Raw genomic sequence first — 26292 nt, forward strand, 5'->3', positions numbered from 1 at the left:
AAAAAATAATTACCAAGGATAGAGTCTTTTTGTTTTTCAAACGCTATTAGTATTAGAAAAAAGGAAGTGTACATGATGATAAAACCTTTTGTACCTCAATTAGTATACATTGAGCCAGGGGCAATGGAGTACCCGCTTGGTGTTCAATTAAAAGAAAAATTTGAGAAGATGGGAATTGAGATTCGTCAAACAACTTCTCATAATCAAGTGCGTAATATACCGGGAAAAAATGATTTACAAAAATACCGCAATGCCAAGTCGACTTTAGTAGTTGGTGTGCGTAAAACGTTAAAATTTGATACATCTAAACCGTCAGCTGAATATGCAATACCGTTTGCAACAGGGTGTATGGGGCACTGTCACTATTGTTATTTGCAGACAACAATGGGAAGCAAACCATATATTCGCACGTACGTGAATGTTGAAGAAATATTAGGTCAAGCAGAACAATATATGCAGGAAAGAGCCCCTCAAATAACGCGATTTGAAGCGGCTTGTACATCTGACATCGTAGGAATTGACCATTTAACACATTCATTAAAGCGCGCGATTGAATATTTTGGAGAAAGTGAACTAGGTCAACTGCGCTTTGTGACTAAGTTTCATCACGTGGATCATTTATTGGATGCTAAACATAATGGTCGCACGCGCTTTCGCTTTAGCATAAATGCAGATTATGTTATAAAAAACTTTGAACCTGGTACATCTCCTCTCGATTACCGGATTGAAGCTGCTAATAAAGTCGCAAAAGCCGGATATCCACTTGGTTTTATTGTGGCCCCTATTTACATTCATGAAGGTTGGCAAGAGGGGTACCGTCAGCTGTTTGAAAAGCTTGACGCCTCTATACCTGAGGAGTCAAGAGATGATATTACGTTTGAAATGATTCAGCATCGCTTTACCAAGCCGGCCAAGCGGGTAATTGAGAAAAATTATCCAAAAACGAAGCTTGAGATGAATGAAGAGGAGCGCCGCTACAAATGGGGGCGTTACGGAATTGGAAAGTATGTATACGCAAAAGATGAAGAACAAGAATTAAGAGAAACATTAGAATATTACATTGATCAGTATTTTCCAAATGCAAAAATCGAATATTTTACGTAATTATTCTACAGTAATTGAAAAGTTATTCTGACACCTTAGTCAAAATAACTTTTCAATTTTTAATGTAAAAAAATAAATTGCTTGCTAATAAGCTGAAAAAAAGAGGTTATTTTTATCTCTTGTCGTATTACATACAAAAGGGAGGTGACTGAGATGTTAAAGAATGAAGAGTTTGCGCTAACAAAAGAATTAACAAAAGAACAGCAAGAAGCTGCACGGAATTTTATTCAAGTGTTGTTCCAAGAAGATTTATCTGAATTTTGGAACATATTATGCGATATCGATAAGTCTCGTATTTACGGCTTGTATGAAGCAAACCATTACTATGATTCTGATATTGAACTACATGGATTTGTACAAGAAATAAGAGATAATGTAAGAGCTGTTTATGCGCCTCTTCAAGGGCAAGGAGGTATTTCGACGAAGGTTCGATATACAAGCGAAGGAAAGATGTATGTATACATATTAGGAAGTGGCGAAAACCCTAAGGTATATCCTGTTGTACTAATGCCTGAAACATATATCGAACAAGAACGTTTTTCTCAGCGGCTTCAAATTAGCATTTATAACGAAGAGTTTCGAAACGTTGCGCTGTAAACCATATATAAATGGAAAAATAAAGAATAATAAAATTAATTTGTTAAAATAGCAATATTTGGGGTATGTAATAGGTATAACATTAAAAAGGGGTGAAAGAAATGCATTATTATCGTATTTCAGAGGGAGACCATGAAGAGTATTGTGAAACGATTCTGCTTCATGAAAAGAAGTTTTGCAAAGAAACATTTCAATCTATGGTGCGAGAAGCAATGAACAATAAGCCCGGTAAAATTGACCGTGTGGATATTGTTAAATATTTAATTGGTCACCATAGTTTTCAAGTAGCCCACATCGAAGCGGGATTTCATAGTACATACAGCGAGAAAGTGACATAAAAAATGCAGCACATCCTATACAACGAACTTTTCTTTTGAAAAGGGCGCTGTATTTTTTTTTGCCAAAAATAGAATGTTTCTAAGTGTTATTCCTTTTAATGGTATAATAGTTAAGTGTTGTAAGATATACATATAAAAATCACAAATACTTTAAAGAGAAAGGGTGAGGAAATATGGAAAAAGAAAGAATAGAAGAACTTGAACGAAAAATAAGCAGTTTAGAAGAAGACGTAGCCAGACTAAAGTCGCTCGTATATAAAACAAATTCTCCAAGGCCAAAAGCAGTTCACGCTCCTCCTCAGCGGCGCGAAGAGACCGCTAAACGTCCTGTTCAGACAGCAGCTAAAAGTTCACAGGTAATAGAAGAACCTGTTGATTGGGAAAAAGTCCTTTTTCAAATATGGCTGCCGAGAATCTTTATTTTTGTATTTATTATTGGCGTGCTATGGGGATTTAAAGCAGCCTCTGACTATGGATTAATGAATGAAAAAGTAAAAGTTGTTCTCGGTTTCGTTGTTTCAATAGGTTTTGCTGTGACAGGTCATTTCCAAATTAAAAAGGGTAGGTTGGTGCTCGGGCAAGTACTTGTAGGAGGAGCTATTCCTATTCTCATGTTAACGACGTTTGCGATGCATAGCCTATATCATTTAGCGGGACCAACGCTTGCTTTTATACTAAATACGAGCTGGATTATCTTAGGGATTATCGCGACAGTCTTTTATCGTTCACAGGCATTAGGGGTTATTAGCGCGGTTGGAGGCGTACTAGTTCCTTTTCTTATTGAAAGTAATTCGCCTAATGCGCTCGTTTTCATTGGCTATGAAACGCTTCTGTATATTGCCTTTTTATATGTGGCAATCAAACAAAAATATTCAATTTTATATGTTCTTTCCGCCGTACTATTAAATCTTACGCTACTCATTTATTACTCGTTTGTTGGTGATAATGGTGTAAAAGAGTTATTAGGTATGGCGATTCTGATTCAGCATTTATGCTTAATTTCTAGTTTTTTTCTATCACAATCCGTACTCCAAGTATATGCGTTTACCCTTCTATCGAGTTTAGCAGTTACGTACGGCTGGCTGCTTGCCGTTTTTGACGATGGCACGACCACAATGGTGCTGCTTGCGCTAGTTATTATTTACGCATTAGGTGTTTACACAGTAAGAAGTTCTAAAGAGAAATTTGAATTTTTTATTACCTATTTAATTGTTGCAGTAGCGTTTTTTATTCATCAGCTCGTCGATTTAAGAGAAGGAGTCATTTTATATGTGATTCAAGGACTTGCTGTTTACTATATCGCCATGACGTATAAAAATCTACTTCATCAACTGTTTTCTTATACGATTTATATACTGAGTGCCACGTATATCTTAGTTACACCAATCGAACAAGTGCTGTCTCTTCCGACATTAAATTGGGTTGTTGTGTTAGCTTCTATTCTAGTATTTGTATGGATCAGTATTCAAAAAACAGAAAAAGATGAGCACGATACGTTCAAAATTGGAGGAAGTATCGTTTTTTCTATTCTTTCTTTAATTTTTGCAACGGAAGTGACAAACGCTGGCACCAATGATCTTTCCGCTAATACGCAAACGCTTATTATGACGGCTGTTTGGCTATGTTTGGCCATTGCTGCATTCGTAATAGGATTACTTCGAACCTTTAAAACAGCCACGTATATCGGTGTCGGCCTGTTATTTTTAACACTTTTCAAACTTGTTTTATATGATTTACCTTTTATTCCAATGGCTATACGTGCCTTACTATTTATCGTCTTAGGAGCCATCGGTTTAATTATTTCGCGCCTATTTTATAAAAAGAAGTAGCTAAAAGCTGAAGAGAAATTCTTCAGCTTTCTTTATTATAATATGATTATGTAAACTTAGCCTTGAAGTCGTACAAAAGGTATCCAATCATGTATAATGGAACAAGTGAATTGGAGGTATACATAAAATGAAATCACTTGTATTAGCAGAAAAGCCAAGTGTAGCACGTGATCTTGCACGTGTACTTGGCAGCACACAAACAAAAAAAGGGTATATTGAAGGGCCAAAGTACGTCGTAACATGGGCACTCGGTCATTTAGTTGAATTACAAACACCAGAGGATTATGATAACCAATATAAAACATGGAGATTAGAAGATCTGCCAATCATGCCTGAGAAAATGAAACTAAAAGTAATTCGTAAAGTAAGCTCTCAGTTTCGCACAGTATCTGATTTAGCAAAAAGAAAGGATATTGGAGAGTTAATTATTGCGACTGATGCAGGGCGTGAAGGAGAGCTTGTAGCACGTTGGATTATGGAAAAGGTACGCTGGAACAAGCCGTTTAAACGCCTTTGGATTTCGTCTCAAACGGATAAAGCAATTCGTGACGGGTTTAAACAGTTAAAACCAGGAAAAGAATTTAATCGCTTGTATGATTCAGCGGTTTGCCGTTCAGAAGCCGATTGGCTTATCGGTTTAAACGTAACGAGAGCGTTAACGACTAAATACGAAGAACCGTTATCGGCAGGGCGGGTACAAACACCGACGCTTGCGATGATAATTGAGCGTGAACAAGTAATTAACACATTTAAGCCTAGTGAATATTGGACGCTTACAGCTCAGTTTTCATCTTTTGAAGCAGCTTGGCAAAAAGGCAATGAAAAGCGCATTTTTGATGAAAAACGCGCAAAAGAGCTGCACTCAAAATTATCAGGTGAGGCAGTTGTAAAAACAATTAAGCGCAAAATGCATAAAGAAGCGCAGCCGCTTCCTTATGACTTAAACGAACTGCAGCGAGATGCTAATAAACGCTTTAACTTCTCTGCTAAGAAGACATTAAATGTACTTCAAAAGTTATATGAACAGCATAAGTTAGTCACGTATCCACGTACAGATTCTCGTTATTTAACAACAGATATGGTTTCCACTATGAAGGAGCGCTTGGAAAGTATCTCTGCTGTATATAAAGAAGAAGTTCGCCCAATTTTAAGAAATGCACAGTTGCCAAAACGAGTGGTGAATAACGAGAAAGTAAGTGATCACCATGCTATCATCGTAACAGATCAGCCTGTGTTTTTACAGGACTTATCAGCTGATGAAAGAAAGCTGTATGACTTAATTGCAAAGCGATTTATTTCGTTATTTTATCCTGCATATGAGTATGAAGTGGTCAAAGCCGAGCTTGAAGTCAATGGGGAACAGTTAGTAGCAAGCGGAAAGCAAGTCGTAAATGCAGGCTTTAAAAAAGTTTCTGGTGGAGAATCAGAAGCAACGGTGAAGCTACCTGATATGAAAGAAGGCAGCAAGCTGAGCATTCAAGATGTAACGATGAAAAGTGCATTTACAGAGCCGCCGCAGCGCTATACAGAAGCAGATCTTCTTGGACAAATGGAAAAACATAATTTAGGCACGCCGGCAACACGTGCAGATATTATTGAAAAGCTGCTGCAAAACGAATCCATTGATCGCCAAAACAATCGTCTGCATGCAACCAAAAAAGGAAAGCAGCTAATTGACCTAGTAGCGGATGAGTTAAAGTCGCCTGAACTCACGGCTAAGTGGGAACGTGAGTTAGAAGCAATTGCTAAAGGAAAAGGAAATGCAAAAGAGTTTTTAACAAATATTCGTGAGCAAACGGAAAAGCTGGTTAAACAAGTAAAAACAAGTAATCAAACGTACAAACCCCATAATTTAACGGGCTCTAAATGTCCAGAATGCGGTTCGTTTTTAAAAGAAAAGAAAACAAAGCAAGGCAGAGTGCTCGTTTGTTCAAGCCTTGAGTGCAGCTATAGACGCGCAAAAGACCCTAAACTATCGAACCGCCGCTGTCCGCAGTGTCATAAACGAATGGAAATTCATTCAGGAAAAGCCGGGACGTACTTCCAATGCCGTTCATGTCAAGTAGTGGAAAAAGCTGAGGACAAAAAGAAAAAGATTTCAAAACGAGAAGAACGAAAGCTTCTTAACAAATATAACGATGACGGAGCATTTGGTTCAAGCTTGGGGGATGCTTTAAAACAAGCTCTTCAAGATAAAAAAGATAAGTAACGATGAAAAGTGCGATACCATGGTATCGCACTTTTTTAGTATAATATGGATTAAGTGATGAGTAAGCAAGGTGGCGTGGAACAATGAAAAGAAAAAACAAGGGAATGGATCGTTTAATTGCGTTCTTTATAGCAGGAGCGATGGTACTAATCACTTTAGCTATCTTAATGGGAAGCTACTTTTTTGGTTTTATAGGCTTCCTTAGATTGATGGAAGTGGAATATGACTCTTACTGGGCCATATGTTTATTTCTATTTTTTATTTTTGTGTTTGGTTCTATCACAGAGCTTTTTTCAAAGGCACTTATTTTTTTAATGAAGAATGCTAGGATGAACAGAGTACTATTTATAACATCTGCAGCTTTTGTGGATATATTTTTTACTTTTCTATCAGTTTATATAGCAGACTTGCTTGTGAGCGGAATCCGTGTATCTATTTTAGCGGTGACTCTTTTATCCGTCTTATTTTTTTGGATGGAGAGTGCATTGGATAGTGAGTTTCTACGTAAAAAAACAAGATGATGAAGTTTTTCATCAGCAGCGCATCAACAAAAAAACGCATCATATCAAGCTTCAACGCTATTTAAAGAACCCTGTAACATATTTTTTAAAAAAAGTATGTGATTTTTTTCACATATCTCTTGAAAAAGGACAAACATGTTTGTATAATAAGAATTGTAAAAGATATGTGAAATATTTCACAATATATGTGAATAACTTCGCAATATCATATTTTCTATAATCCTAAGGGGGATATCATCTATGAAAATTGCAGTAGTAGGGTGTACACATGCAGGAACAGCAGCAGTAAAAAATATGGCAGAACTTTATCCAGAAGCTAAAATTACAGTTTATGAGCGAAATGATAATGTTTCATTTTTGTCTTGTGGAATTGCGCTCTATGTAGGCGGGGTCGTAAAAGATGCAAATGGTTTATTTTACTCTTCACCGTCTGAATTGCAAGAGATGGGTGTAAATATGAAAATGAAACATGAAGTTACGAATATTGATACAGAAGACAAAAAAATAGCAGTGCGAAATTTAGAAACCAACGAAGAATTTGAAGATACATTTGATAAATTAGTGATGACAACTGGATCATGGCCGATTATTCCAAACCTTGAAGGCATCGATTTAAATAATGTTGTGCTTTGTAAAAATTATCAGCATGCTAATCACATTATTGAAAAAGCAAAACAAGCAAAAAAAATCGCCGTAATTGGTGCTGGTTATATCGGTGCAGAATTAGTAGAAGCATTTGAAGTATATGGAAAAGAAGTCACATTTATTGATAGTGCTGATCGTATTTTAAATAAATATCTTGATCCAGAGTTTACAAGCTTGATGGAAACGGAATTTAAAAAACGCGGAGTTACATTAGCATTAAACCAAGCGGTTACTAAATTTGTAGGCAGCGATGGATCTGTTGAAAAAGTAGTGACAACTGAAGGTGAATACGAAGCGGATCTTGTGATTTTGTGTGTTGGCTTCCGTCCAAACACAGACTTAGTAAAAGGGCAGGTAGAAATGCTTCCAAACGGCGCAATTGTGGTCGATGAATATATGCAAACAAGCAAAAAAGATATATTTGCGGCCGGAGATAGTTGTGCCATTTACTATAATCCGATTAAGAAACATGCCTATATTCCGCTTGCTACAAATGCGGTTAGAATGGGAACATTAGTTGCTCAAAACCTTGTTAAACCGACGATTAAGTATATGGGAACACAAGGAACATCAGGCTTGCATATTTATGATTACAATGTTGCATCTACCGGCATAACTGAAACAGCGGCTTCTCTTTTTGATATGAATGTGAAAAGTATCACAATATCAGAAAATAACCGACCTGAATTCATGCCAACGTACGAAAATATTACGTTAAAAGTAGTATATGAAGAAGAAACAAGACGAATTGTAGGAGCACAGGTTATTTCTAAAATTGATGCTACTCAAGCAATCAATACATTGTCCGTATGCGTACAGCAGGAAATGACGATCGATGAGCTTGGCTTTATGGACTTTTTCTTTCAACCCCACTTTAATAAGCCCTGGCATTTCTTAAACCAAGCAGGGCTTCAAGCGCTTCAAGCATAAAAAAGCAGGTGACTACCTGCTTTTTTTTATGTGGATTTTATTATCTTTTTTATTTTTATTTTAGCAGGTTTAAAGCGGATCCATCCTATGATAAGAAGAATAAAAGGATATAAAGCTCCTAGCAAAAAACTATAGGGAATCCACGTTTCGGCTAACCATGTTTTTTGATAGGTAATGGTTGGGTACACAATAATGGAAAAAGTCGTAACAGTTAATCCCATCGGTAACGTTAGAAATCGAGTTTCATTGATGTTAAAAATATGACAAAGTCCAGCGATGGAAGCATGAAAATAAAGAGAAACCTTAAAGAAAAGAGTGAGAAACCATATAATAGCAATAATTACCTCGATTCCTTGCAAAAAATTTCCCACCTCAATTCGCTTAGCCATTTCATATACAGGAAACATGGTAGTTGAAGAATGATACGAACCAATAACGATTATACAAGAGAGAATAACAATTACCATAATAAATCCACCTAGCAGGCTGCCGCTCATTAAAGCTTTAGCTCCTTTTTCAGGTTTTCTTAAATGAAGGGGGAAAATCATCATCAAAGGAGCAAAAGTAAAATAAGTAATGCTAAGAAAGATAAGAACCGAATGAGTCAGCGGCTTTAAGTGAATGTCCATTAAAGGCATAAGATTTTCAAGTTTCATTTGAGGAGTTAGTGAAAAAATAAAAATCCCGAGAAGGCCAACAAACCACGGGAAAAAGATTTCACAGCAGCGTGCAATTGTTTCTAGCCCGAGTCTTGCCCCGAAAACAACCACAAGCATAAAAATAATGTGAATAGCAAGCAGCGGCGTTTCCATCATAATATGGGTATTTAAAAAACTCCCGACGTAGTATACAATACGGCTGCACGTTATGACAGTAGATATGACAAATAAACAAGATACACCTTTTCCTAGATATTTTCCAAATACTACATCATTGATTTCTACCAGATTTTTATCTTTAAATAAAAGTCCGAGAGCAATATATACTTTCACTAATACAAATCCGCATGCTACTCCGAGGATAGCGGGAATCCAAGCAGTTTGCTTAGAATCAATAGTCATAGACGCTGGAGCAATAACAATTGTGCTTCCAATTGTATAAAGCATGACGAGCATGCGAAATTGAATCGTTGAAATTTTAACTACAGGTTTCACGGTATTCACTTCCTCGCCTTACGTATTAAGATAATAAATGAAGTAAAAATATGCTGATTGGCCTGAAGATAGCAGCTGATAAATCAGAAGGATTTGGAACATATAAACCCAGTGCTTTACAGATGCTTACGGACATTCCAATTGCAAGAACTGTGTAGAATAGCCATAATTCTTTCTTCGCTTTTTTTTGCCGTAAGTTAGGTACTTCAAACCAAATGACGAGCGTGCAAACAATAAGTAACCCCAATACCCCTAGCATAGACTAGCTCCTATACATGAATAATTAATGTTATATTTTCCAGAAAAATAATTACTTATACCGAAGGTGCATTCTCTATTAAAGGTTTTTGATTTTTTAGTCGCTGTTAGAAGAATGCTGCTTTTTGTTTTGAATAAATCCTGCAATTAAAAGGAAAAGCGGATATAAGATGCCTACAACTAAGCTGTAGGGAATCCACGTTTTTGTATCCCAATCTTTTTGATAAGAAACGCTCGGATACACAATAAGGGAAAGTGTAATCATGATGAGTGCGACTGGAAAAGAAAATAGCTTGTAGTCCTTTATGTGAAATACATTGGCAAACCCCAAAAGAGTAGCGTAAAAGTAAATGCAAAGCTTAAAAAAGAGAGTAATAAACCACAAAATAGCAATGACTACTTCAATTCCTTGAAGAAAGTTTCCTACATCAATTCTTCTTCCTAATTCATAGCTTGGAAACATGGTGATTTGGGAGTAATAAGGACCAAGTACTAAAATTCCGAGTAAGATTAACGTCACCATCACTAGTCCACCGGCTATATTCCCTATATAAAAAGATTGAGTGGCCTTTTTCGTGTCTGGTGTATGGGAAGGAAAAATCATAAGCAGAATGGTATAAGTCAAAGAACTCATGCTTAAAAACGTTAAAACAGCACGAATAAAAGCTTTTGGATGTATTTCGAACACAGGCTGAATATGCTCTATTTTAATTTGCGGAATCATAGACAAAATCAGAAGTCCGAATAATCCGACAAACCAAGGAAATAAAATCTCGGCACTTCGTGCAATAACTTCTATTCCTAGGCGTACTCCTACGATAACCACACCCATAAATGCAATGTGGATGGCTGTAAGCGGCGTGTAGGGAAGAATTTGTGTAGTGAGAAAATTCCCTACATAGTAAAGAACTTGACTGCTGATAAATAAATTGGATAATACAAAAACAGCAGAAACAATCTTTCCAAACAGTTTGCCTAAAATTTTTTCGTTCATTTCCATCAGCGTAAGCGTTGGAAACATTTTTCCTAGTGAGGTAAAAAGCAAAACTAAGCCAATTCCTGATGCTAGACCGAAAAGTGCTGTAATCCAGGCATCTTGATGAGCATCAGCCGTAATAGCGGCAGGCACAACAATAATTGTGCTTCCGATGCTATATAAAGTTACTAGCTTGCGAAATTGAGTAGCCGAAATATTGATTTCATTAAGCAAAATGAGCACATCCTTTTGCCATATACACTAATTAAGTGATCCAACGGAATAATAAGTGACTTAAAGGTTGAAACATTGCTTCTACCCAATCAGAAGGGTTCGGTAGAGGCAGTCGAAAGATTTTTGCAAGAGCGATCATCATACTGATTGTCATGAATAAAATAAAAATTTTCCGTTCCTTTTTATGAGAGGGTTGAGGTAATCTTTTTATTTCCATCCATATAATCCCTGCACAAATGATCAAAAAGGAAAGAAACAAGTGCATGCAGTCAACCCCAATATATTTTGACGTTCAAATAAGCTATTCGTATGATGTCCGCTAAAGAAAGTGATTATACATTTATGTAAAATATAGAAAGTATTTCAAGGGATAAAAGATATCATTGGATGCTCTTAAATAATAAAGGAATTCGTTATGCAGAATATTTACGCAGCTTCAAGCTATTGAAACGTCGTATGAATAAGTGGAAAAATGCCACACTATAGAGTGAACAAATGGAAAGGAGCACTATGATGAAAAAATTCCCATATAACAAAGATAAACAACAATCGTTTCAAGCAGCACAGCAGGGGCATAAAGAAGCAGTAGATGCATATGAACAGGCAAATGAAGCTAAAAATGATGCATCGTATGGACATGAAGCGAAGCAAGCCATAGGTGAAGTGAACGAAGCCTCTCAGCAAATCGAGAATGCGCTTGAAAATGCTTCTGAAACACAGCGTCAGCGTTTAACAGAGTTTCAGCAAGATATAAAAGATATGGAAAACGACCTTAATCAATAAAAGAGCTGCTGTTTTACTTAGAGCAGGTTCATAATAGGGGATAAATTGCAAAAGCAGAAGATAATGAACTTCTGCTTTTTTTTACTGGTAGGGTGAATGTAGGTTTCGTGTATATGATTGCTTCTAGCGGTTGTTTGGAGGGCAAGGCGAAGACTCCTATAGGGAAAACAGAATAGGTGAGACCCGGCAGGAGCGAAAGTGAAGTCTTGCATGGAAATCAACAGTAGTGTAACAAATAATCCATCATTCCATTCTTATTTTAAAAGGTATAGAAGTTAAAAAAGTAAGAATCCTAATAAAAACAGAACGATAAGAATGGAAAGGGATTGTGACAGGAAACATGCTAATAAATATACTAATAATGATTGTCGTATTGTACTTCATATATGTATTCGTAACTGCAGTGGTGCTGTTTTACTTCCCTTTGCACAAGGGAAAAGACTTAAAAGTAATGAATACTGAAAGTTTCTACGGGAAGAAAGAGTCCACAGACCGGGTTATGCTTTTGGAAAACGGTTATTTTTCAGGGCTTGTTCGGATGCAGATGATTCAAGAAGCGAGGCATACAATCGATATTGCGTACTTTTCCATTGGTAAAGGTCGTTCTTCGGATTTACTTATGGGCGCTTTATTCGAAGCTGCGGATCGAGGTATACGTATTCGAGTCCTGTTAGACGGGATCTCTCATGGATTAAAAGGTAAGCGAAAAAACGTTCTTTATGCTCTAGCTTTCCACAATAATATTGAATTAAAGTACTATGAGCCCTTTACTATTTTTAAACCTTGGACATGGCATAATCGTCTTCACGATAAAATAATAGTAGTGGATGGTCAATTAGGTATTAGTGGAGGACGAAATATTGGAGATAAATACTTGGCCAGTCAACCAGATAAAAATTTTGTCTATGACCGTGATGTGCTGATTTATAACACAAAGCAAGAAAGTAATAGTGTCATTCTTTCAATGGAGAAGTATGTAGAGAAATTATGGAATCATTCGTATACACGCAAAGCTTTTCCAAAGCTCAAGAAAACTAAACAATTTCGTGGTCTTTCAGGAAAAAAATTGTTGATAGATCAATACGAAGAGGCCAAAAAAGCAAACGAACCTTTTGTCCATCCTTATATTGTATGGAGAGAGGCAACGATGCCTACAAGAAAGATTTCTTTTATTACAAATCCTATTCAACGAATGAATAAAAGCCCTTTTATATGGAAAACGTTTATTAAGCTTTCCCAGCAAGCTGAAAAATCCATTGTTGTTCAAAGTCCTTATATCGTGCCAACAAAAGAGATGGAACAGTATATAGATAAGTCAATAAAATCTAAAGTGCAAAGAATTATTTTAACGAATTCTATTACATCCACTCCAAATGCTATGGCTTTTTCTGCATACTTGGGAGTAAAGAATCGCGTTATAAAAGCTGGTTCAAAGCTTTATGAATATCAAAAGCCTTATTCAATTCACGGAAAATCCGTTGTTTATGATCAGCGTTTGAGTGCAGTTGGTTCTTTTAACTTAGATTCACGTTCTGTATTTTTAAATACTGAATCCATGGTTATGGTAGATAGTGAAGAATTTGCAGCCGAGTTAACAGGAGCTATTGAAACTAAAATTTCTCACAGTATGCTTGTGGGGAATGAGGGAGAACCTGTGGATTTTAATGCGGATTCTCAAAAAAACGTGCCTCCTGTAAAATCTGCACTCCTCCATATTCTTTCGGTCTTTACGCGGTTTTGGAGACATTTTGTATAATGCTGTGTTACAGAAGAGTCCCTAAAACAAGTAGCGGAGATTAAAGAGGACTGCAGCTGGTGAAGAGAATGTGTAAAAAGCTGTGATATGCCTCACAGTTTTTTTGAAACCGCTAGTACTAGTCGTGATTCATCAAAAGCCCTATTGACGAAACTTTATATATGTTTTATTATAATATAGCGTCGTCAATAAACGAGGTTCTTTTGAAGAAATCATTTCTAGGGGCATAGTTTAAAGGTAGAACTACGGTCTCCAAAACCGTCAGTGTGGGTTCGATTCCTACTGCCCCTGCCATTTTGGAGTTTTCTTTTAATTCACACGCGGGTGTGGCGGAATTGGCAGACGCGCTAGACTTAGGATCTAGTGTCTTATGACGTGGGGGTTCAAGTCCCTTCACCCGCATCTTTGCTTTTATATATTGTGCGGAAGTAGTTCAGTGGTAGAACACCACCTTGCCAAGGTGGGGGTCGCGAGTTCGAACCTCGTCTTCCGCTTCTTTTCGAAAGCAGTTTGCATGTGCAAACTGCTTTTTTTGTTGTAGAAATAAAGATTTTTACCATGCTGTTTTTAATTAGAAATAGTTTATTAAAGCAGTGCTGCTTATACGTGTTGTTTTCGTGAATATACACATATTATTGGGGTTACATTAAAAGCTAATGAACGATACGTAAAGACATCTAATATGGTTTTTAAGATAGGGGAGAGTCCCATGGAATCTAGCTGGTTTTCAGTTATACCGTTTTTAATTGTTATTCCCATAGCTATTTTCACCAAGCAAGTACTGCCAGGGTTGTTTTTAGGCTTATTAGTAGGCGCTTATTTGATTGATCATTCGATTGTCGGAGGTGTTGAAAAGTTACTTCACTACGTTGTACAAGCTCTTAGAAATAAAAGTAATATAGAAATCGTTGTCTTTTTATACGCGTTTTCAGGGCTTATCGGAATGATTAAGATGGCTGGAGGAGTTAAAGGTTTTGTGGAAACAGCCGCAGAAAGAATTGATACAAGAAAAAAAGCTCTTATTTTAACCTATGTTTCAACCATTGGAACATTTAGTGCTCCCACATTTCGTTTTGTGACGATCGCGCCCATCATGAGAGCGTTATTGAAGAAAGTAAAAATGACGACAGCAGAGCTAGGGTTTGTTATTGAAACAACTGCTACTCCTGTTATCGTCTTAATTCCCGTAGCAACTGCATTTGTAGGATATATGGTATCAATCATCCAAATGGCAATTGATCATCAAGGCATAAAACAAGACGCTTATTCTTTATTCATTCAAAGCATTCCTTATAATTTCTTTTCGATTGTAATTATTTTAGTAGGGATTTATTTGAGCTTTTTTCATCATTCAACATCTACCGCTCCTATGAAGCTGGAGGAAGAAGACGAAAAAGATTGGCATGATTGTCATCCTTGTGTATCGAAGGATTTGCCTTCTAAGCCTTGGAATTTGTTAGTACCTTTACTTGTTGTGATTTCACTCACCTTACTGTTAACATGGTGGAGTGGACATCATAAGAGCCACAGCTTTTTTGAAGCATTCATTAAAGCAGACGTGCTAGAAGCGATGGTAGTAGCTTTAATTATGACTACGTTAATTACTCTTATTTTTTTCTTGTTTCAGCGCTTTACATTACAGAATTTGCTTAATGGTTTTATCACAGGAGGCAATGACTTGATGTCCGTTATTCTGCTGTTATCGGTAGTATGGGGATTATCGGCTGTTACAGAAGACTTAGGTTTTTCAAATTTCGTGACGGCACATTCTAAGTGGATTCCTCAAATGTTCGTCACTCCGTTCATGTTTATCTTTGGAGCCGCTATTTCTTACTTTATCGGATCTGCTTGGGGAACGTGGGGGATTTTAATGCCGCTTGGCGTATCGCTTGCAAGTTCTGCAGATCTTTCTTTACCGTTGATTATCGGTGCGGTATTTGCGAGCGGTTCATTTGGAGCGTTTTCTTCACCTTTAAGCGACGATACGAATACCATCGCCAAAATATTAGATTTATCTGTTATTGAATATGCCAAATATAAATTGAAGCCAGCTTTAATTGCAGCGGGAATAACAGTTGCTTTCTACCTTGTTGTATCTTTCTTATTTTAAATGAGAAAAATAGCCGTCTATTATCAATTTTTTATTTTTTTAATTTAAAGTATGCATACAGTCCTAATGAAAGGCAGACTAGCATGATGCAAGTGAGCGGAAATAAGATAGTATTAACAAAGTGGTCATAAAACCATATATACAAAAAAAACACCTCAATCATTTTAAATCCATTCTTTCTATTTACTAGAGATCCAACTATCCGTGCTGCTTCTTCCTATTCCTTAAAAATGCGATAATTAGAAGCAGTAGGGGTATGATAGAAAATAGCGGCATATGTAAAAGATATCTCGCAACGTGTAATCCTTCATAAAGGTGTTCTTGAAAATTGCTAGCGATTGTAATCGACAAAAATAACACAATGATGCCCAAAGGATAAGCTAGACGTGAAGGAGATTTAATTTTAAATAAAGTAGCTGTACCTATTATAGAAGCATAAAACAAGATGCTAACTTTAAAATAAATCCCAATAACCATCGCGAACATAAAAAATACATCTAGACGCTCTAAAAAATCAGCTACTTGGATCGTTTGGACAGTACTAAGAAGAGGGAACTGTGATCTTGTCGTCAGATCAACTCCAAGCACGCTAATGTTAATGATCATTGTAATAATTAGATTAATTCCGCTTAATCCCGTTGCGCATAGCATGGTGACACTCGCTTTTTTGGGATTGCTCAAATAAGGAAGAAGCATGGTAAATACAATAGCCTCTGTGAAAGGAAAATACAGCGTTTCGGTTAAAGCAACTTTTGCAACAGGGAGTACTCCTTCTTTTAATACCGGCTGTAAATTCTTGAAATCAATTAACCCTGAGCTAATAATTAAGATGAAGCCTGCAACAGCCAGAAAATACATAAAAATAAACAGAAGCTCTCCCGACCGGGCTATTGCTTCAATTCCTTTTCGGGTAATATAGATAATGACCAGCATCGATAAGGCATTGGCAATAAATAAAGGCGTATCGGGATAAGCAAAAGTGAGAAGCATCTCTCCGAAATCTCTTAGAACTCGTGATGCATCGTATAAAAAATAGACAATGTATACAAATGCAAGAAGTGTTCCCAATACCTTACCTAAAATTTTCTGCATATATTCTGTAGGCAGGAGGTCCGGATAGTAGGAATAGAGCTTATGATAGACTAAAAAGAAAAGAAAGCTACACAGCATTCCAATTAAAATAGCTAGCCACGCATCTTGCTTCGCTCCCATTGCAAGAGGGACTAATAGAGCGCTTCCCAGTTCAAATAAAACCATGAGAATAAATAATTGAGTGGCGCTAATTTTTGCTTTTTCCATATACCCAGTACCTCCTTATCTTAGTGCTGTTTTTCTTTTACGCTAGAAAGAAATGATTTATTGCGCAGACCTGTTCGGCGAATATAAGCTTCTACCGTAACGTCTACATCTAATTTTGGAAAATAAACGTCATCCCATTCTGATTTGAGTTTTTCCCACTGATTGGGGCGCGTGCGTGCTAGTGCTTCTCCAAATCCAAAGATGTCAACTTTGTCTGTCTGAGCTTGTTTAATAGCCGTTTGTAATTCTTTTTTTATTTCTTTACCTGCAGCTTTTTCCATTTTTTTGATTACAGCAGGTTGACGTGTATCAACAGGGACTTCCACTTCTCCAAGATCGCCTTCTACGCGAGTGTGAACGGACGCATAGGGTTTTCCTTTTACCATTTTTACAGATACATCCGTTTTTTGACGAACTGTTTGATAGGCAAGCGCTTCTTTTTTTCCTTTCCAGTCTATATTAATATCGGTTCCTTGTATTTTATCAAGAATCCAAACGCTGCCTCTGGCTGGACTATTGTACAACCAGTCGATTAACTTTCCATTTTTAAAAACAGCAATGCCAGAAGCACGAAGGGTAGCTTCTGGTGCGCTTTGCTGGAGGTTAGCTAATTTTTCTGCTTGTTGAGGATTTCCAACTAAACGAAAACCCGAGACCAATGCTTCTCCTCCGGGTGATTCGAGAGATCTCATCACTTCTTGAAAGGAAACCTTTAGATTTTCTCCCCATTTTCTTTGAGTGAACTCCAGCGTTTTCATAATTTTGTTTGCTGGAATTTTATCGACAGGTGTTAGTGCTTTTACCAAATCAGCAGCACTTGACTGGTTTGCGATCACTAAGGAAGTCGTAATTCGAAACTCAGGATCGCGATCAATAGAATCAATAAGAATGTTAATTCCTTCTTCACGTGCTAGTTTTTCTCCGATCACGACTAAGTTGGTATGGGCATAATAAAGTCTTCGGGAAATTCTAGCCGAAGCGCGTCTGCTTGCTTCAACTAAATTATCGCCAGAAGCAGCATAGATCGTAACAGGCGGACTTTGGGTACCGCCGCCCCCTTGTAAGCCAGCTACATTTCCCGGGTTAATAATTTGAAAGGTAAGCTCATACCGCCCATCTTTCGTTTTATCAATGCCCATTGCTGATACAAATGCAAGATCCGTTAACTCTTTTTTACTCCAGCAGCTAGTAAGCAATACCATCATTATGGTCATTACCAGTAAAAATAAACTTTTACGTTTCATTTTGATCATCTTCTTCCATTTCCTGGTTAATCATACCTCTTGAAGAAGGAGGCTCAGGCTTTTGATGTTTGCTTTGACGAACTTTGTTATCACTAATTAATTTAGGTCTTCTTCTCATCGTCCACCAAGGTAACCGCAGCAATGTATCTTCATTGCTTGCAGGAATAAAGGGTGCTAATGGCGTCATGTAAGGAACACCAAATGAACGTAAGCTGCATAGGTGTCCAACCCCCATTAAAAGAATAAGGATAATGCCATAGAAACCGAATGTAGCCGCTCCCAGTATGAATAAAAAGCGAATTAAACGCGCTGAAATAGCCATATCGAAAGACGGTGTGGCAAAGCTAGCAATGGCTGTAATCGATACAATAATAACCATAGCTGGTGAGACGATCCCTGCTTGAACTGCTGCTTGCCCAATAACAAGGGCTCCGACGATCGATACAGCAGAGCCGATAGCTTTTGGTAAACGAATCCCTGCTTCACGCAAAATTTCAAAGGTGACTTCCATAAAAAAAGCTTCCACGAACGCGGGAAATGGAACGGATTCTCGCTGTGCTGCAAGAGCTACAATAAGCGTTGTAGGCACCATCTCTTGATGAAATGTCGTAACCGCTACATATGTAGCAGGAGCGATAAGTGAAATCATAAACATAAGCACCCGCAAAAGACGAATGGACGTCGCAATATCAAAGCGTGCGTAGTAATCTTCAGCCGATTGGAAAAATTGAATGAACAACGCTGGAGCAATAAGTACAAAAGGAGTTCCGTCCACAAAAATAGCAATTCTTCCTTCCAAAAGGTTACCTGCCACGACATCGGGTCTTTCTGTGTTGTAAATAGTTGGAAAAGGAGTGACCGTTTGATCTTCAATTAGCTGTTCAACATAACCAGATTCCAAAATACTATCAATATCAATGTTTTTTAATCGCTTTCGAATTTCTTTTACAACTTTATCATTTGCGATGCCATGAATATACATAACAGTGACATCCGTTTTAGTTACCCGGCCAATCTTCATCGACTCTAGCCATAAGTCAGGTGTTTTAATAATTCGGCGAACCATGGCTAAGTTTGTGCCAATAGCCTCAGTAAAGGCACCTTTTGGTCCCCGCACTACCATTTGGGTAGTAGATTCTGAAATGGCACGCTTTTCACCGCCTTGTGTACTCACGCTGAGTACGCGGTTTATGCCATCGACAATAAGAAGGCTGTCTCCTGACATCAAAGAAGAAAGTAAATCATTCCAGTTGTCTGCAAACGATACGTTGCCGATTGTTACGATGTCTTCGGAAATTAACTCTAATGCATTTTTATCGTTTAGTTCGTTTTTTTGATTATCTTTCATAAGAGACTGCAGTAAGTAATCTTGAATAGCTTGATTATCTACAATCCCTTCTATGTAGACGATAGCAGCAGCCAAGCTGTTATTCACGCCTATTTTAAAATGACGAATCACAATATCTGAACTGTTTCCAGTTTTCTCTTTAATGAGGGTAAGGTTCTCAGACAGCAGACTCTTAAGAGAAGACACTGTTTGTTCGCTGCTTGTTTGATTTGCCTGAGGTTGAAGTTTATTTTTAGATTTTTGATTTTTAAAGAACGAAGGCATAAATGAAAGCACCCTTACTATAGTTTTTATTAATTTGACCAAAAACCGTATAATTATGTAATTTTTAACAAAATATCTTTTGCATGACGGTAAATGAAAATGACGACCCTATGAGGTAAGTAACGATTAGGTAAGGAGTGAAAGGAATGAAAATTATTGGAGTTAGCCTGCTGCTATTTGGATCTGTGATTGCTCTTTCTGTAGGAATTGATCTTTTTCAAGGAACGAACGTACTGCAGGCACTATACAATGCTTTAAGCCCGTTTCGTGTAATGGAAGTGGCCGAATTATTTGTCCTTTTTTCTCTTTTGTTTTTCTTTTTCGCAGAGTCACTTTACCTTGTTTTAAAGAAGCGTCAACAAAAACAACAGTAACTTGGTACAAAGAGGTTTTTATATCTTCACTATCGAAACAAGCGTATAGAAAGATAGCTTTCAGATAGGAGAGAACCACATGAACATTGAGACTAGCAGGCTACTAATACGCAAATTTAAATATGAGGATTGGCAAGATGTCTACACATATACATCTGATGCTACTGTCATGAAGTACATACCAGAAGGTGTTTTTAGTAAGGATGATGCGAAGAAATTTGTAAATGAAAATATGAAAGAAAACGTTAAAAATTTTCCAGTTGTATTAAAAAACGAAAAAATCCTAATTGGTCATATCATCTTTTTTGACTATTTTGGGGACCATACTTATGAAATTGGCTGGGTATTTAATTCTCTCTATCATCAGAAAGGATATGCTTCAGAAGCGGCAAAAGCAATAGTGGACTATGGCTTTAACATAATGAAACTGCATCGGATTATTGCTACTTGTCAACCTGAGAATACGTCTTCTTATCGTGTTATGGAGAAGATCGGGATGAGAAGAGAAGGGTATTTTAAAAAATGTATTCCAACTGAAAAAGGGTGGTGGGATGAATATTATTACGCGATTTTAAAGGAAGAGTGGAAATGAGCTTTACTTTTACGGAATTACATTTTCCGAGTTATAAAGACGAAAACAAGCCCAATTTTTAAAAAATGAGCAGAACAGCAAACCAAAACGTCTAGGCAGACATACAATAAGCTATCCATGAGAAACACCCCATGTTTGAACCTTCTTTGTTTTAGCAACAGAAAATCACATTGAAAGGGAGTGCTTGTATGTCTAATGCTGGATGTGGATTCGGTTCTGGTTTCGCTTTATTAGTTGTATTATTTATTCTATTAGTAATTATTGGATGTAGTTGTTATAGCGGTGGTTACGGTGGCTACTACGGCTGCTAATTATATCACTGAATAGCCTAAAGGATACCCTTTAGGCTTTTTTGTGTTCATTATAAAAAGCTGGAAGAGAGGATTAATCAGCAGGCTCAGTATCAACATGCGATTCAATTTTTTTCTCTTTTGGCAAGGGTTCATTAGAAGCCCAAGGCACGCGGCGAGGCTTGTATTCAATCGCATCAGTAGAGTACACAGCTACGCTTACGACGCCGCCATGTACTTGCGCTCGAATCAATAAAGGGTCGCTGTACGTATTTTTAAAATGAAAGTCAGGTCCATACCAGCTGACGGTAGCGTCTCGTCCAGGAGGTACGTAGGAAACACTGCGGCTGTGTGAGTAACGCTGCGTAATCGTTACGCCAGCGTTATCGACGGCATTAAATAAAGTAGAAGAAACTTGGCAAATTCCTCCTCCAACTCCTTCAGAGTACTCTCCTTTTACAATGATTGGCGCACGCATATACCCTTTTGCTGCCGTTCTTTTTCCAACGGTTTGGTTAAAAGAGAAAACTTCTCCGGGAAATATGACGCTGCTGTCTAGTGATTCAGCCGCAAGAGAAATATTGTGAGAACGATTTTTATTATGAGGGTTAAATACCGTATGATAATGACCGATTTGCTTAATTCTAATCGTTGCAAGCAGCTCCTTATCCACGCGGGGCGGAACAGGCAGCGTCGGAACTTCTAATGTTGACGTACCGCCGTTAAAAAAATAAGTATAAAATTTCTCCACAAAATCTTTATGATATAGTTTGACACCCGCTTGCTCAGGAACAATTTGTCCGCTTTTATCAATGCGGGCATTTATGGGCTCTCTATATGTTTTTTTATCCAATTCTTTTAGAAGAAGATTGTATCGATCATGATCAACCATAGGTACAGGAAGAAGAGGCACGGCCACTTTGTCCCGTTCAATCTGTTCAATTGGTTTACCGTCATGAGTAATAGATAGGTGGTCTTGTGTAGAAAGAGGTTGAATGAGCATTAAAAGTCCAACCATCCAAGTGAAATTCATATCATATACCTCGCTTTCACCTGTTAGTATGAATAAAATGAACCGTTTAATGTATAGGATTCACAAGCTCTTTTTTGTATTATTTTCCATGAGTCGAGCGTGTAAAAATTTCTATTTATAATTGTATGTGTACTTTCGCATATTACATAGAGAAACTACAAGGTAATGAGGGTAGACAATGACAAAATTAATGATTTTAGTCTTTATGCTTATTAGTTTTTTTGTGCATCCCCAAAAGATGAAAGCAGAAGAAAACCTTACGTACTTTCCGGTAAGTGACACAGGAAAAGTATTAAAATGGAAACGTGTAGAAAGTTTACTGCCAAAGGGGAAAAAATTTAAAGTTATTGATGTAGAAACCGGTTTTTACTTTTATGTGCAGCGAAGAGCAGGCTCACACCATGCCGATGTTCAGCCGCTTACACGTCAAGATACGAAAGTAATGAAGCACTTATATAATGGAAAATGGAGCTGGAACCGAAGAGCTGTTCTTATTCCGTTTAAAGGCCAAATGCTTGCAGCTTCCATGAACGGAATGCCTCACGGAGCCGGTGCGCTTGACAATGGGTTCCCTGGTCATTTTTGCATTCATTTTGCAGGAAGTACGACTCACAAGTCTCAAAATGTAGATCCAGGTCATCAGTTAATGGTATTAAAAGCAGGAGGAAAGCTTGATGAATATGCATTAAAAGCTGAGCCGGCAGAAGTCGTAAATATGTTTTTAACAGGATTAAAGCAAGATGACGATGCCTTAATGCAGCCGGTTTTGCGCGTGAAGCAAGAGCATAAGCTATGGGCAAAACTGCATAGGATCTCCACCATTTATTATAAAACGGACTTATTTCATGCGAAAAAGTATAAAACAAAAGAGAAAATCGCCGTAGATTGTCTTATTTATTACGAAGATAAAGGGGCTCAAAAGACAACGATGGTCTTTACTTTAAAAAGAAATCCGTTAACCAACGGGTGGGAAATTTCTTCACTTACACTATAATGAGCCATTATTTTTTAAAAACACATCTGACAGAAAACAGATGTGTTTTTAAGCATTTGTTTAGTTCTTTAGCCGTTTGCAATGTTATAGTGAAAAACATACTTACATACGATAGAAAAGAATTAAAAAGGGTATAAGTAATAATATTACTCTTTCTACAAAGAACTTTACAGCACGAAAGGAGAGGGTGTTTATTTTTTCATATTGGTGTAGCCGCTTAGTCGCTGCAGATCCTGGACGAAAAAGGCTCAAAACAGCTTCTAAAGCTACGATCAGTGTCATTACAGCGGTCGTTATTATGCTGATTGTATTAAAAGCAGCGGGAAGCTCCCAAATTACCGCTGCTATTTTATCGGGCGTAATCGGCCTGATGGGTATATTGGTTGTAAATGATGAAACAACAAAAGCAAAAAAAGTGACAACAGGATTAGTAGCACTTTCTAGCGCCGTTTCTCTTGGAATTGGTTCATTTCTATCACAATATGGACAAGCAGAAAATGTTTTTCTCGTTCTATTGGTGTTTTTGTCTTTTTATTTACAGAAATTTGGTATTCGCTATTTTTCCCTGTCAATGGTAGCCTTTATGTCGTTTTATTTTGCTTCTATTTTACACGTTACATTTTCTCAGCTGCCGTGGCTGTTAGCTGGCGTTATAGTAGGAGCCTGCTGTGCATTTATCTATAATTTTGTTATCTTGAAAGACCGGCCTGCCAACGTGCTAAGGTCTTCAATGAAATCATTTCATATTCAAGTGAATTTGGTGCTTGATTTAATTATTGAGTTAATTCAAAAGAAAAGGATTGAACCGGCTCAAATTAAACAATACAACCGCAATATTAAAAAACTAGCGGAGTATGCCCGTGTAGCATCAGAAGAGCTTGGAAATACAGATCCTCACGACATATGGCCTGGCGTAACAGCTGAGCAAATGCGCCTTTATGTATTTGATACAGTGATGCTGCTGCAGACATATTCTCCGGCGATTCGAAAGCTCAGCGAATTAAAGGCATTTAATCATTTTGATATTCAGCAGGTGCTGTTAAAGCTAGTGGAATCGATTCGCGAAGCAGAGGTATTAAATGAAAATCCTACTCATTCCTTAACGGATGCAGCTCAGCATCTGCAAGAGCTGCGCCAAAAATTAAGCGAACTCGAACCTCAAGACAAAAGGTATAAAGACTGGCTTTACTTAATACGCCGTATCGAAACGATATCAAATCATGTCATTGATGAAGCGTATGAGCTGCAGCAAGCAATTGTGAAACAAGAAAAACAGCCTCAAAAAGAAGCGGAAGAACAAGAAGACGAAGAGGATAATGATGAAGAAAAAGGATTAAAACCATCTACGAAAAAGTCTATTCAAGCGGTCATCACTGCTGTTGCGACATTAATATTTGGCTCGTTTTTATCTCCATCGCATCAATATTGGGCGCTCTTAGCAGGCTATTTAGTGCTTCTCGGTACAGAAACGATAGGAAGTACGTTTGTAAAAGCCGTGCAGCGAAGCGTAGGCACGCTTTTAGGAGCAGCTGTCGGCTTTGTTGTCGCAAGCTACGTTTCCCCTGGAATACTTGAAGTAACGCTGCTTTTTATCTGTGTGTTTATGGCTTTTTATTTCTTTCCCATTACGTATTCGTTTATGAGTTTTTGGATTACGATGATGCTGGCCTTTATGTATGACATGCTTCTTGGCGGAATTTCAGAGAGCTTATTACTGGCTCGCGTGTTAGATACGGTCGTAGGAGTTGGAATTGGTTTAGCCGTATCTGCTCTTGTGTTTCCTAAAAGAACAAGAGATAAAATAACCGACACTTCAGTAGAATACGTAGCGGCTTTAAAAGAATTTGTTCACACCTATTTACATCGTTTTACGAAGCAGTACGCATTTGCCAATTTAGCTGATAAAGGAATGGAATTAGAAAAAAAGCTAAAACAGCTTCATGTCGATTCAGATCCTATTATCAAAGGTTTCGTTGGCCGTTCACGTCTTCAGCAATTTTTGACCGTTTTTACCGCCATTAATTATTATGCCAAGCATTTGGTGGCATCTTCTACTAGAAACGAAGCTTTTTATAAAGAAGCAGAATTTCATGGCGTAGTCAAGGAAGTGGAAGAGAAAGTAGCCAGCAACTTCACTCAGCTTGAAAAAGCGCTGCGAGGAGAAAGAGGAACGTATGTGTACACGCTTGAAGATGTAAGACAAAAAATTGAACAATCTTTAGATTATTTTGATACGTCCGTTCAATCAAGAAACTTACAGCATCTGCAGCTGCTCCACAACATCTATTACGTATGGAAAATCAATCAATCAGTTGTTCACTTAGCAAAAGAGCTAGGAGCAGAAGAAATAAGTAGTGAAAGCTAAAAACCAGCGAATACTTCGCTAGTTTTTAGTCTGATGAATAAGGAGACGTATCTCTTCTAACGGTTCTCCACGTTGTTTTAAGGCCGGCATAACTGCCAATTGCGGCGTATCCATAAAAGTATCCCATAAACAATCCGGCAATAATATGATGAGGGTGACTGATAAATACTGAAAAAAGCACGCCGACAGCTAAAGCGATAGTCGGAACATACTGCTTTTTAGGATGAAAAAGCCATTTGATGAGCTGTGTGACGATTAATACGACAGGAACGCCAATGACTGCGTCCCAAAAGTTTGTATGAATTGTCGGGAAATCCATGTTCAAGCACCTCGTTAAATGTGTTAGATGTAAGGTTATCTATGTTGCTTACCTTAAAACACCTCAATTAGATATGAGGTGCTCCAAGTGGATCATAATAAGGTGGAATTTTAACCACATTAATCCAATATCATTTCTAATAGATTGTCCCACATTCGTGCTGCATATTACGATAATAGAGGCAATTTTTACAGATAGTAAGTTAGTGATTTTAGAAACAACGGTTTTTGTTCCTAATGGGATACTTTTATGGACCAGGTTCGGCTAGCAGGTATTTCCGGAAGGGGGATTCCTTTTTTTATTATTAATTTTCTAGTGAATCAATCTGAGATTGAGCCAGTTTTTAAGTCCTGAACGAGATTAATTAGTTCACTATCTGAACGTATAAAGATTGTTAAAATTGCGATAAATACGTTGGTGCTAGAAGGTGCAGTAAATAGAAAAAAATCTCCTTGCTTATCAAGGAGATTTTTTTATCTTATTATTATATATTTTTTCTTCGATGCTCTCTCCATAGTGAAGTTAGTTCTTCTGACCAATATTTATAATCAAATACTGCTATATGTTTGCTAGGCATAAAAACATTTAAAAGCCAATTAACCCTCAATTTATCTCTGAGGCCTATCGTTTTATCATTTTTGCAGCAGCCTTCATCACAAGGTTTATCGTGTATTTTGTAAGGAATATTTTTAACGACTAATCCATCTTTTACACGTTTTGTGTATT

25 protein-coding genes and 3 tRNA genes are annotated in these 26292 nt (G+C 37.4%); 18 read left to right on the forward strand and 10 right to left on the reverse strand.

From position 1 onward, the window contains the following. Nucleotides 1–75 precede the first annotated feature (75 nt). The 7 genes from splB (at nucleotide 76) to ACO1DI_RS24645 (ending at nucleotide 8173) form a co-directional block, all read left to right on the forward strand. Nucleotides 76–1104 carry a spore photoproduct lyase gene (gene splB / locus ACO1DI_RS24615; protein ID WP_025752275.1) on the forward strand — a complete coding sequence of 343 codons (1029 nt, stop codon included), beginning with the start codon at nucleotides 76–78 and terminating at the stop codon, nucleotides 1102–1104. A gap of 153 nt (nucleotides 1105–1257) precedes the next feature. Beyond that, nucleotides 1258–1701: a hypothetical protein gene (locus ACO1DI_RS24620; RefSeq protein ID WP_423145671.1), complete on the forward strand. Its 444-nt coding sequence runs from the start codon at nucleotides 1258–1260 to the stop codon at nucleotides 1699–1701. 101 nt (nucleotides 1702–1802) lie between these two features. Continuing rightward, complete coding sequence (locus ACO1DI_RS24625) at nucleotides 1803–2039, forward strand: hypothetical protein (RefSeq protein WP_013056931.1); 237 nt, start codon at nucleotides 1803–1805, stop codon at nucleotides 2037–2039. A gap of 173 nt (nucleotides 2040–2212) precedes the next feature. Beyond that, nucleotides 2213–3868, forward strand: coding sequence for a DUF2339 domain-containing protein (locus tag ACO1DI_RS24630; protein ID WP_423145672.1), 1656 nt, complete (start codon nucleotides 2213–2215; stop codon nucleotides 3866–3868). A gap of 127 nt (nucleotides 3869–3995) precedes the next feature. After that, nucleotides 3996–6077: a DNA topoisomerase III gene (locus ACO1DI_RS24635; RefSeq protein ID WP_115653815.1), complete on the forward strand. Its 2082-nt coding sequence runs from the start codon at nucleotides 3996–3998 to the stop codon at nucleotides 6075–6077. Nucleotides 6078–6160: 83 nt separating this feature from the next. Next, nucleotides 6161–6598, forward strand: a complete 438-nt coding sequence (locus tag ACO1DI_RS24640; protein WP_226556250.1) for a YrvL family regulatory protein — start codon at nucleotides 6161–6163, stop codon at nucleotides 6596–6598. Between the two features lie 240 nt (nucleotides 6599–6838). Beyond that, nucleotides 6839–8173 (forward strand): FAD-dependent oxidoreductase, encoded by a 1335-nt coding sequence (locus tag ACO1DI_RS24645; protein WP_014460217.1) that lies wholly within the window; start codon nucleotides 6839–6841, stop codon nucleotides 8171–8173. 26 nt (nucleotides 8174–8199) lie between these two features. On the opposite strand, the gene ACO1DI_RS24650 is transcribed toward ACO1DI_RS24645, so the two are convergent. The 4 genes from ACO1DI_RS24650 to ACO1DI_RS24665 all read right to left on the reverse strand — a co-directional run bounded on the left by ACO1DI_RS24650 (nucleotide 8200) and on the right by ACO1DI_RS24665 (nucleotide 10949). Further along, a complete protein-coding gene (locus ACO1DI_RS24650; protein ID WP_182420629.1) occupies nucleotides 8200–9327 on the reverse strand; it encodes a GerAB/ArcD/ProY family transporter in 1128 nt (375 codons plus the stop codon). Nucleotides 9328–9352: 25 nt separating this feature from the next. Continuing rightward, complete coding sequence (locus ACO1DI_RS24655; protein WP_014460215.1) at nucleotides 9353–9586, reverse strand: hypothetical protein; 234 nt, start codon at nucleotides 9584–9586, stop codon at nucleotides 9353–9355. A gap of 96 nt (nucleotides 9587–9682) precedes the next feature. Continuing rightward, nucleotides 9683–10804 (reverse strand): GerAB/ArcD/ProY family transporter, encoded by a 1122-nt coding sequence (locus ACO1DI_RS24660; protein ID WP_423145673.1) that lies wholly within the window; start codon nucleotides 10802–10804, stop codon nucleotides 9683–9685. A gap of 22 nt (nucleotides 10805–10826) precedes the next feature. After that, on the reverse strand, nucleotides 10827–10949 hold the full coding sequence (locus ACO1DI_RS24665; RefSeq protein ID WP_258873802.1) for a hypothetical protein: 123 nt from the start codon (nucleotides 10947–10949) through the stop codon (nucleotides 10827–10829). Between the two features lie 359 nt (nucleotides 10950–11308). Between ACO1DI_RS24665 and ACO1DI_RS24670 the strand changes: the two genes are divergently transcribed. The 6 genes from ACO1DI_RS24670 (at nucleotide 11309) to ACO1DI_RS24695 (ending at nucleotide 15444) form a co-directional block, all read left to right on the forward strand. Continuing rightward, on the forward strand, nucleotides 11309–11578 hold the full coding sequence (locus tag ACO1DI_RS24670) for a hypothetical protein (RefSeq protein WP_014460213.1): 270 nt from the start codon (nucleotides 11309–11311) through the stop codon (nucleotides 11576–11578). Between the two features lie 361 nt (nucleotides 11579–11939). Further along, a complete protein-coding gene (locus ACO1DI_RS24675; RefSeq protein WP_423145674.1) occupies nucleotides 11940–13334 on the forward strand; it encodes a phospholipase D-like domain-containing protein in 1395 nt (464 codons plus the stop codon). Nucleotides 13335–13554: 220 nt separating this feature from the next. Continuing rightward, nucleotides 13555–13628, forward strand: a tRNA-Trp gene (locus ACO1DI_RS24680). Nucleotides 13629–13654: 26 nt separating this feature from the next. Then, nucleotides 13655–13736: transfer RNA gene (locus tag ACO1DI_RS24685), tRNA-Leu, on the forward strand. A gap of 20 nt (nucleotides 13737–13756) precedes the next feature. Then, nucleotides 13757–13828: transfer RNA gene (locus ACO1DI_RS24690), tRNA-Gly, on the forward strand. A gap of 215 nt (nucleotides 13829–14043) precedes the next feature. After that, nucleotides 14044–15444, forward strand: a complete 1401-nt coding sequence (locus ACO1DI_RS24695; protein WP_014460210.1) for a Na+/H+ antiporter NhaC family protein — start codon at nucleotides 14044–14046, stop codon at nucleotides 15442–15444. Between the two features lie 198 nt (nucleotides 15445–15642). Here ACO1DI_RS24695 and ACO1DI_RS24700 read toward each other — a convergent pair whose 3' ends face one another. The 3 genes from ACO1DI_RS24700 to ACO1DI_RS24710 are packed head-to-tail and all read right to left on the reverse strand — an operon-like array spanning nucleotide 15643 to nucleotide 19599. Continuing rightward, the gene (locus tag ACO1DI_RS24700) at nucleotides 15643–16743 is read right to left on the reverse strand and encodes a GerAB/ArcD/ProY family transporter (protein WP_423145675.1); all 1101 of its coding nucleotides are present in this window, start codon (nucleotides 16741–16743) and stop codon (nucleotides 15643–15645) included. A gap of 20 nt (nucleotides 16744–16763) precedes the next feature. Then, nucleotides 16764–17987: a Ger(x)C family spore germination protein gene (locus ACO1DI_RS24705; RefSeq protein WP_042992521.1), complete on the reverse strand. Its 1224-nt coding sequence runs from the start codon at nucleotides 17985–17987 to the stop codon at nucleotides 16764–16766. Continuing rightward, nucleotides 17977–19599 carry a spore germination protein gene (locus ACO1DI_RS24710; protein WP_014460207.1) on the reverse strand — a complete coding sequence of 541 codons (1623 nt, stop codon included), beginning with the start codon at nucleotides 19597–19599 and terminating at the stop codon, nucleotides 17977–17979. Before ACO1DI_RS24710 ends, ACO1DI_RS24705 begins: the two co-directional genes overlap by 11 nt. 146 nt (nucleotides 19600–19745) lie before the next feature. Here ACO1DI_RS24710 and ACO1DI_RS24715 point away from each other — a divergent pair, with 146 nt between their 5' ends. The 3 genes from ACO1DI_RS24715 to ACO1DI_RS24725 all read left to right on the forward strand — a co-directional run bounded on the left by ACO1DI_RS24715 (nucleotide 19746) and on the right by ACO1DI_RS24725 (nucleotide 20876). After that, complete coding sequence (locus ACO1DI_RS24715) at nucleotides 19746–19973, forward strand: hypothetical protein (RefSeq protein WP_115653823.1); 228 nt, start codon at nucleotides 19746–19748, stop codon at nucleotides 19971–19973. Nucleotides 19974–20052: 79 nt separating this feature from the next. Next, nucleotides 20053–20565: a GNAT family N-acetyltransferase gene (locus tag ACO1DI_RS24720; RefSeq protein ID WP_423145676.1), complete on the forward strand. Its 513-nt coding sequence runs from the start codon at nucleotides 20053–20055 to the stop codon at nucleotides 20563–20565. A 188-nt stretch (nucleotides 20566–20753) separates the two neighbouring features. After that, on the forward strand, nucleotides 20754–20876 hold the full coding sequence (locus ACO1DI_RS24725) for a YjcZ family sporulation protein (RefSeq protein WP_013083059.1): 123 nt from the start codon (nucleotides 20754–20756) through the stop codon (nucleotides 20874–20876). A 73-nt stretch (nucleotides 20877–20949) separates the two neighbouring features. Here ACO1DI_RS24725 and ACO1DI_RS24730 read toward each other — a convergent pair whose 3' ends face one another. Beyond that, on the reverse strand, nucleotides 20950–21888 hold the full coding sequence (locus tag ACO1DI_RS24730; RefSeq protein ID WP_014460203.1) for a VanW family protein: 939 nt from the start codon (nucleotides 21886–21888) through the stop codon (nucleotides 20950–20952). A gap of 178 nt (nucleotides 21889–22066) precedes the next feature. On the opposite strand from ACO1DI_RS24730, the gene ACO1DI_RS24735 reads away from it, so the two are divergent. Then, nucleotides 22067–22882 (forward strand): hypothetical protein, encoded by an 816-nt coding sequence (locus tag ACO1DI_RS24735; RefSeq protein ID WP_014460202.1) that lies wholly within the window; start codon nucleotides 22067–22069, stop codon nucleotides 22880–22882. 187 nt (nucleotides 22883–23069) lie between these two features. Continuing rightward, complete coding sequence (locus tag ACO1DI_RS24740) at nucleotides 23070–25247, forward strand: FUSC family protein (RefSeq protein ID WP_423145677.1); 2178 nt, start codon at nucleotides 23070–23072, stop codon at nucleotides 25245–25247. Between the two features lie 25 nt (nucleotides 25248–25272). On the opposite strand, the gene ACO1DI_RS24745 is transcribed toward ACO1DI_RS24740, so the two are convergent. Both ACO1DI_RS24745 and ACO1DI_RS24750 read right to left on the reverse strand, forming a co-directional pair. Beyond that, nucleotides 25273–25566: a hypothetical protein gene (locus ACO1DI_RS24745; RefSeq protein WP_014460200.1), complete on the reverse strand. Its 294-nt coding sequence runs from the start codon at nucleotides 25564–25566 to the stop codon at nucleotides 25273–25275. 484 nt (nucleotides 25567–26050) lie between these two features. Beyond that, nucleotides 26051–26292 (reverse strand): hypothetical protein (locus tag ACO1DI_RS24750; RefSeq protein WP_423145678.1); only part of this gene is annotated, 242 nt, incomplete at its 5' end.

Origin of the sequence: Priestia sp. 40 (genome assembly GCF_049368575.1) — a bacterium.
Taxonomy (GTDB): Bacteria; Bacillota; Bacilli; order Bacillales; family Bacillaceae_H; genus Priestia; species Priestia zanthoxyli.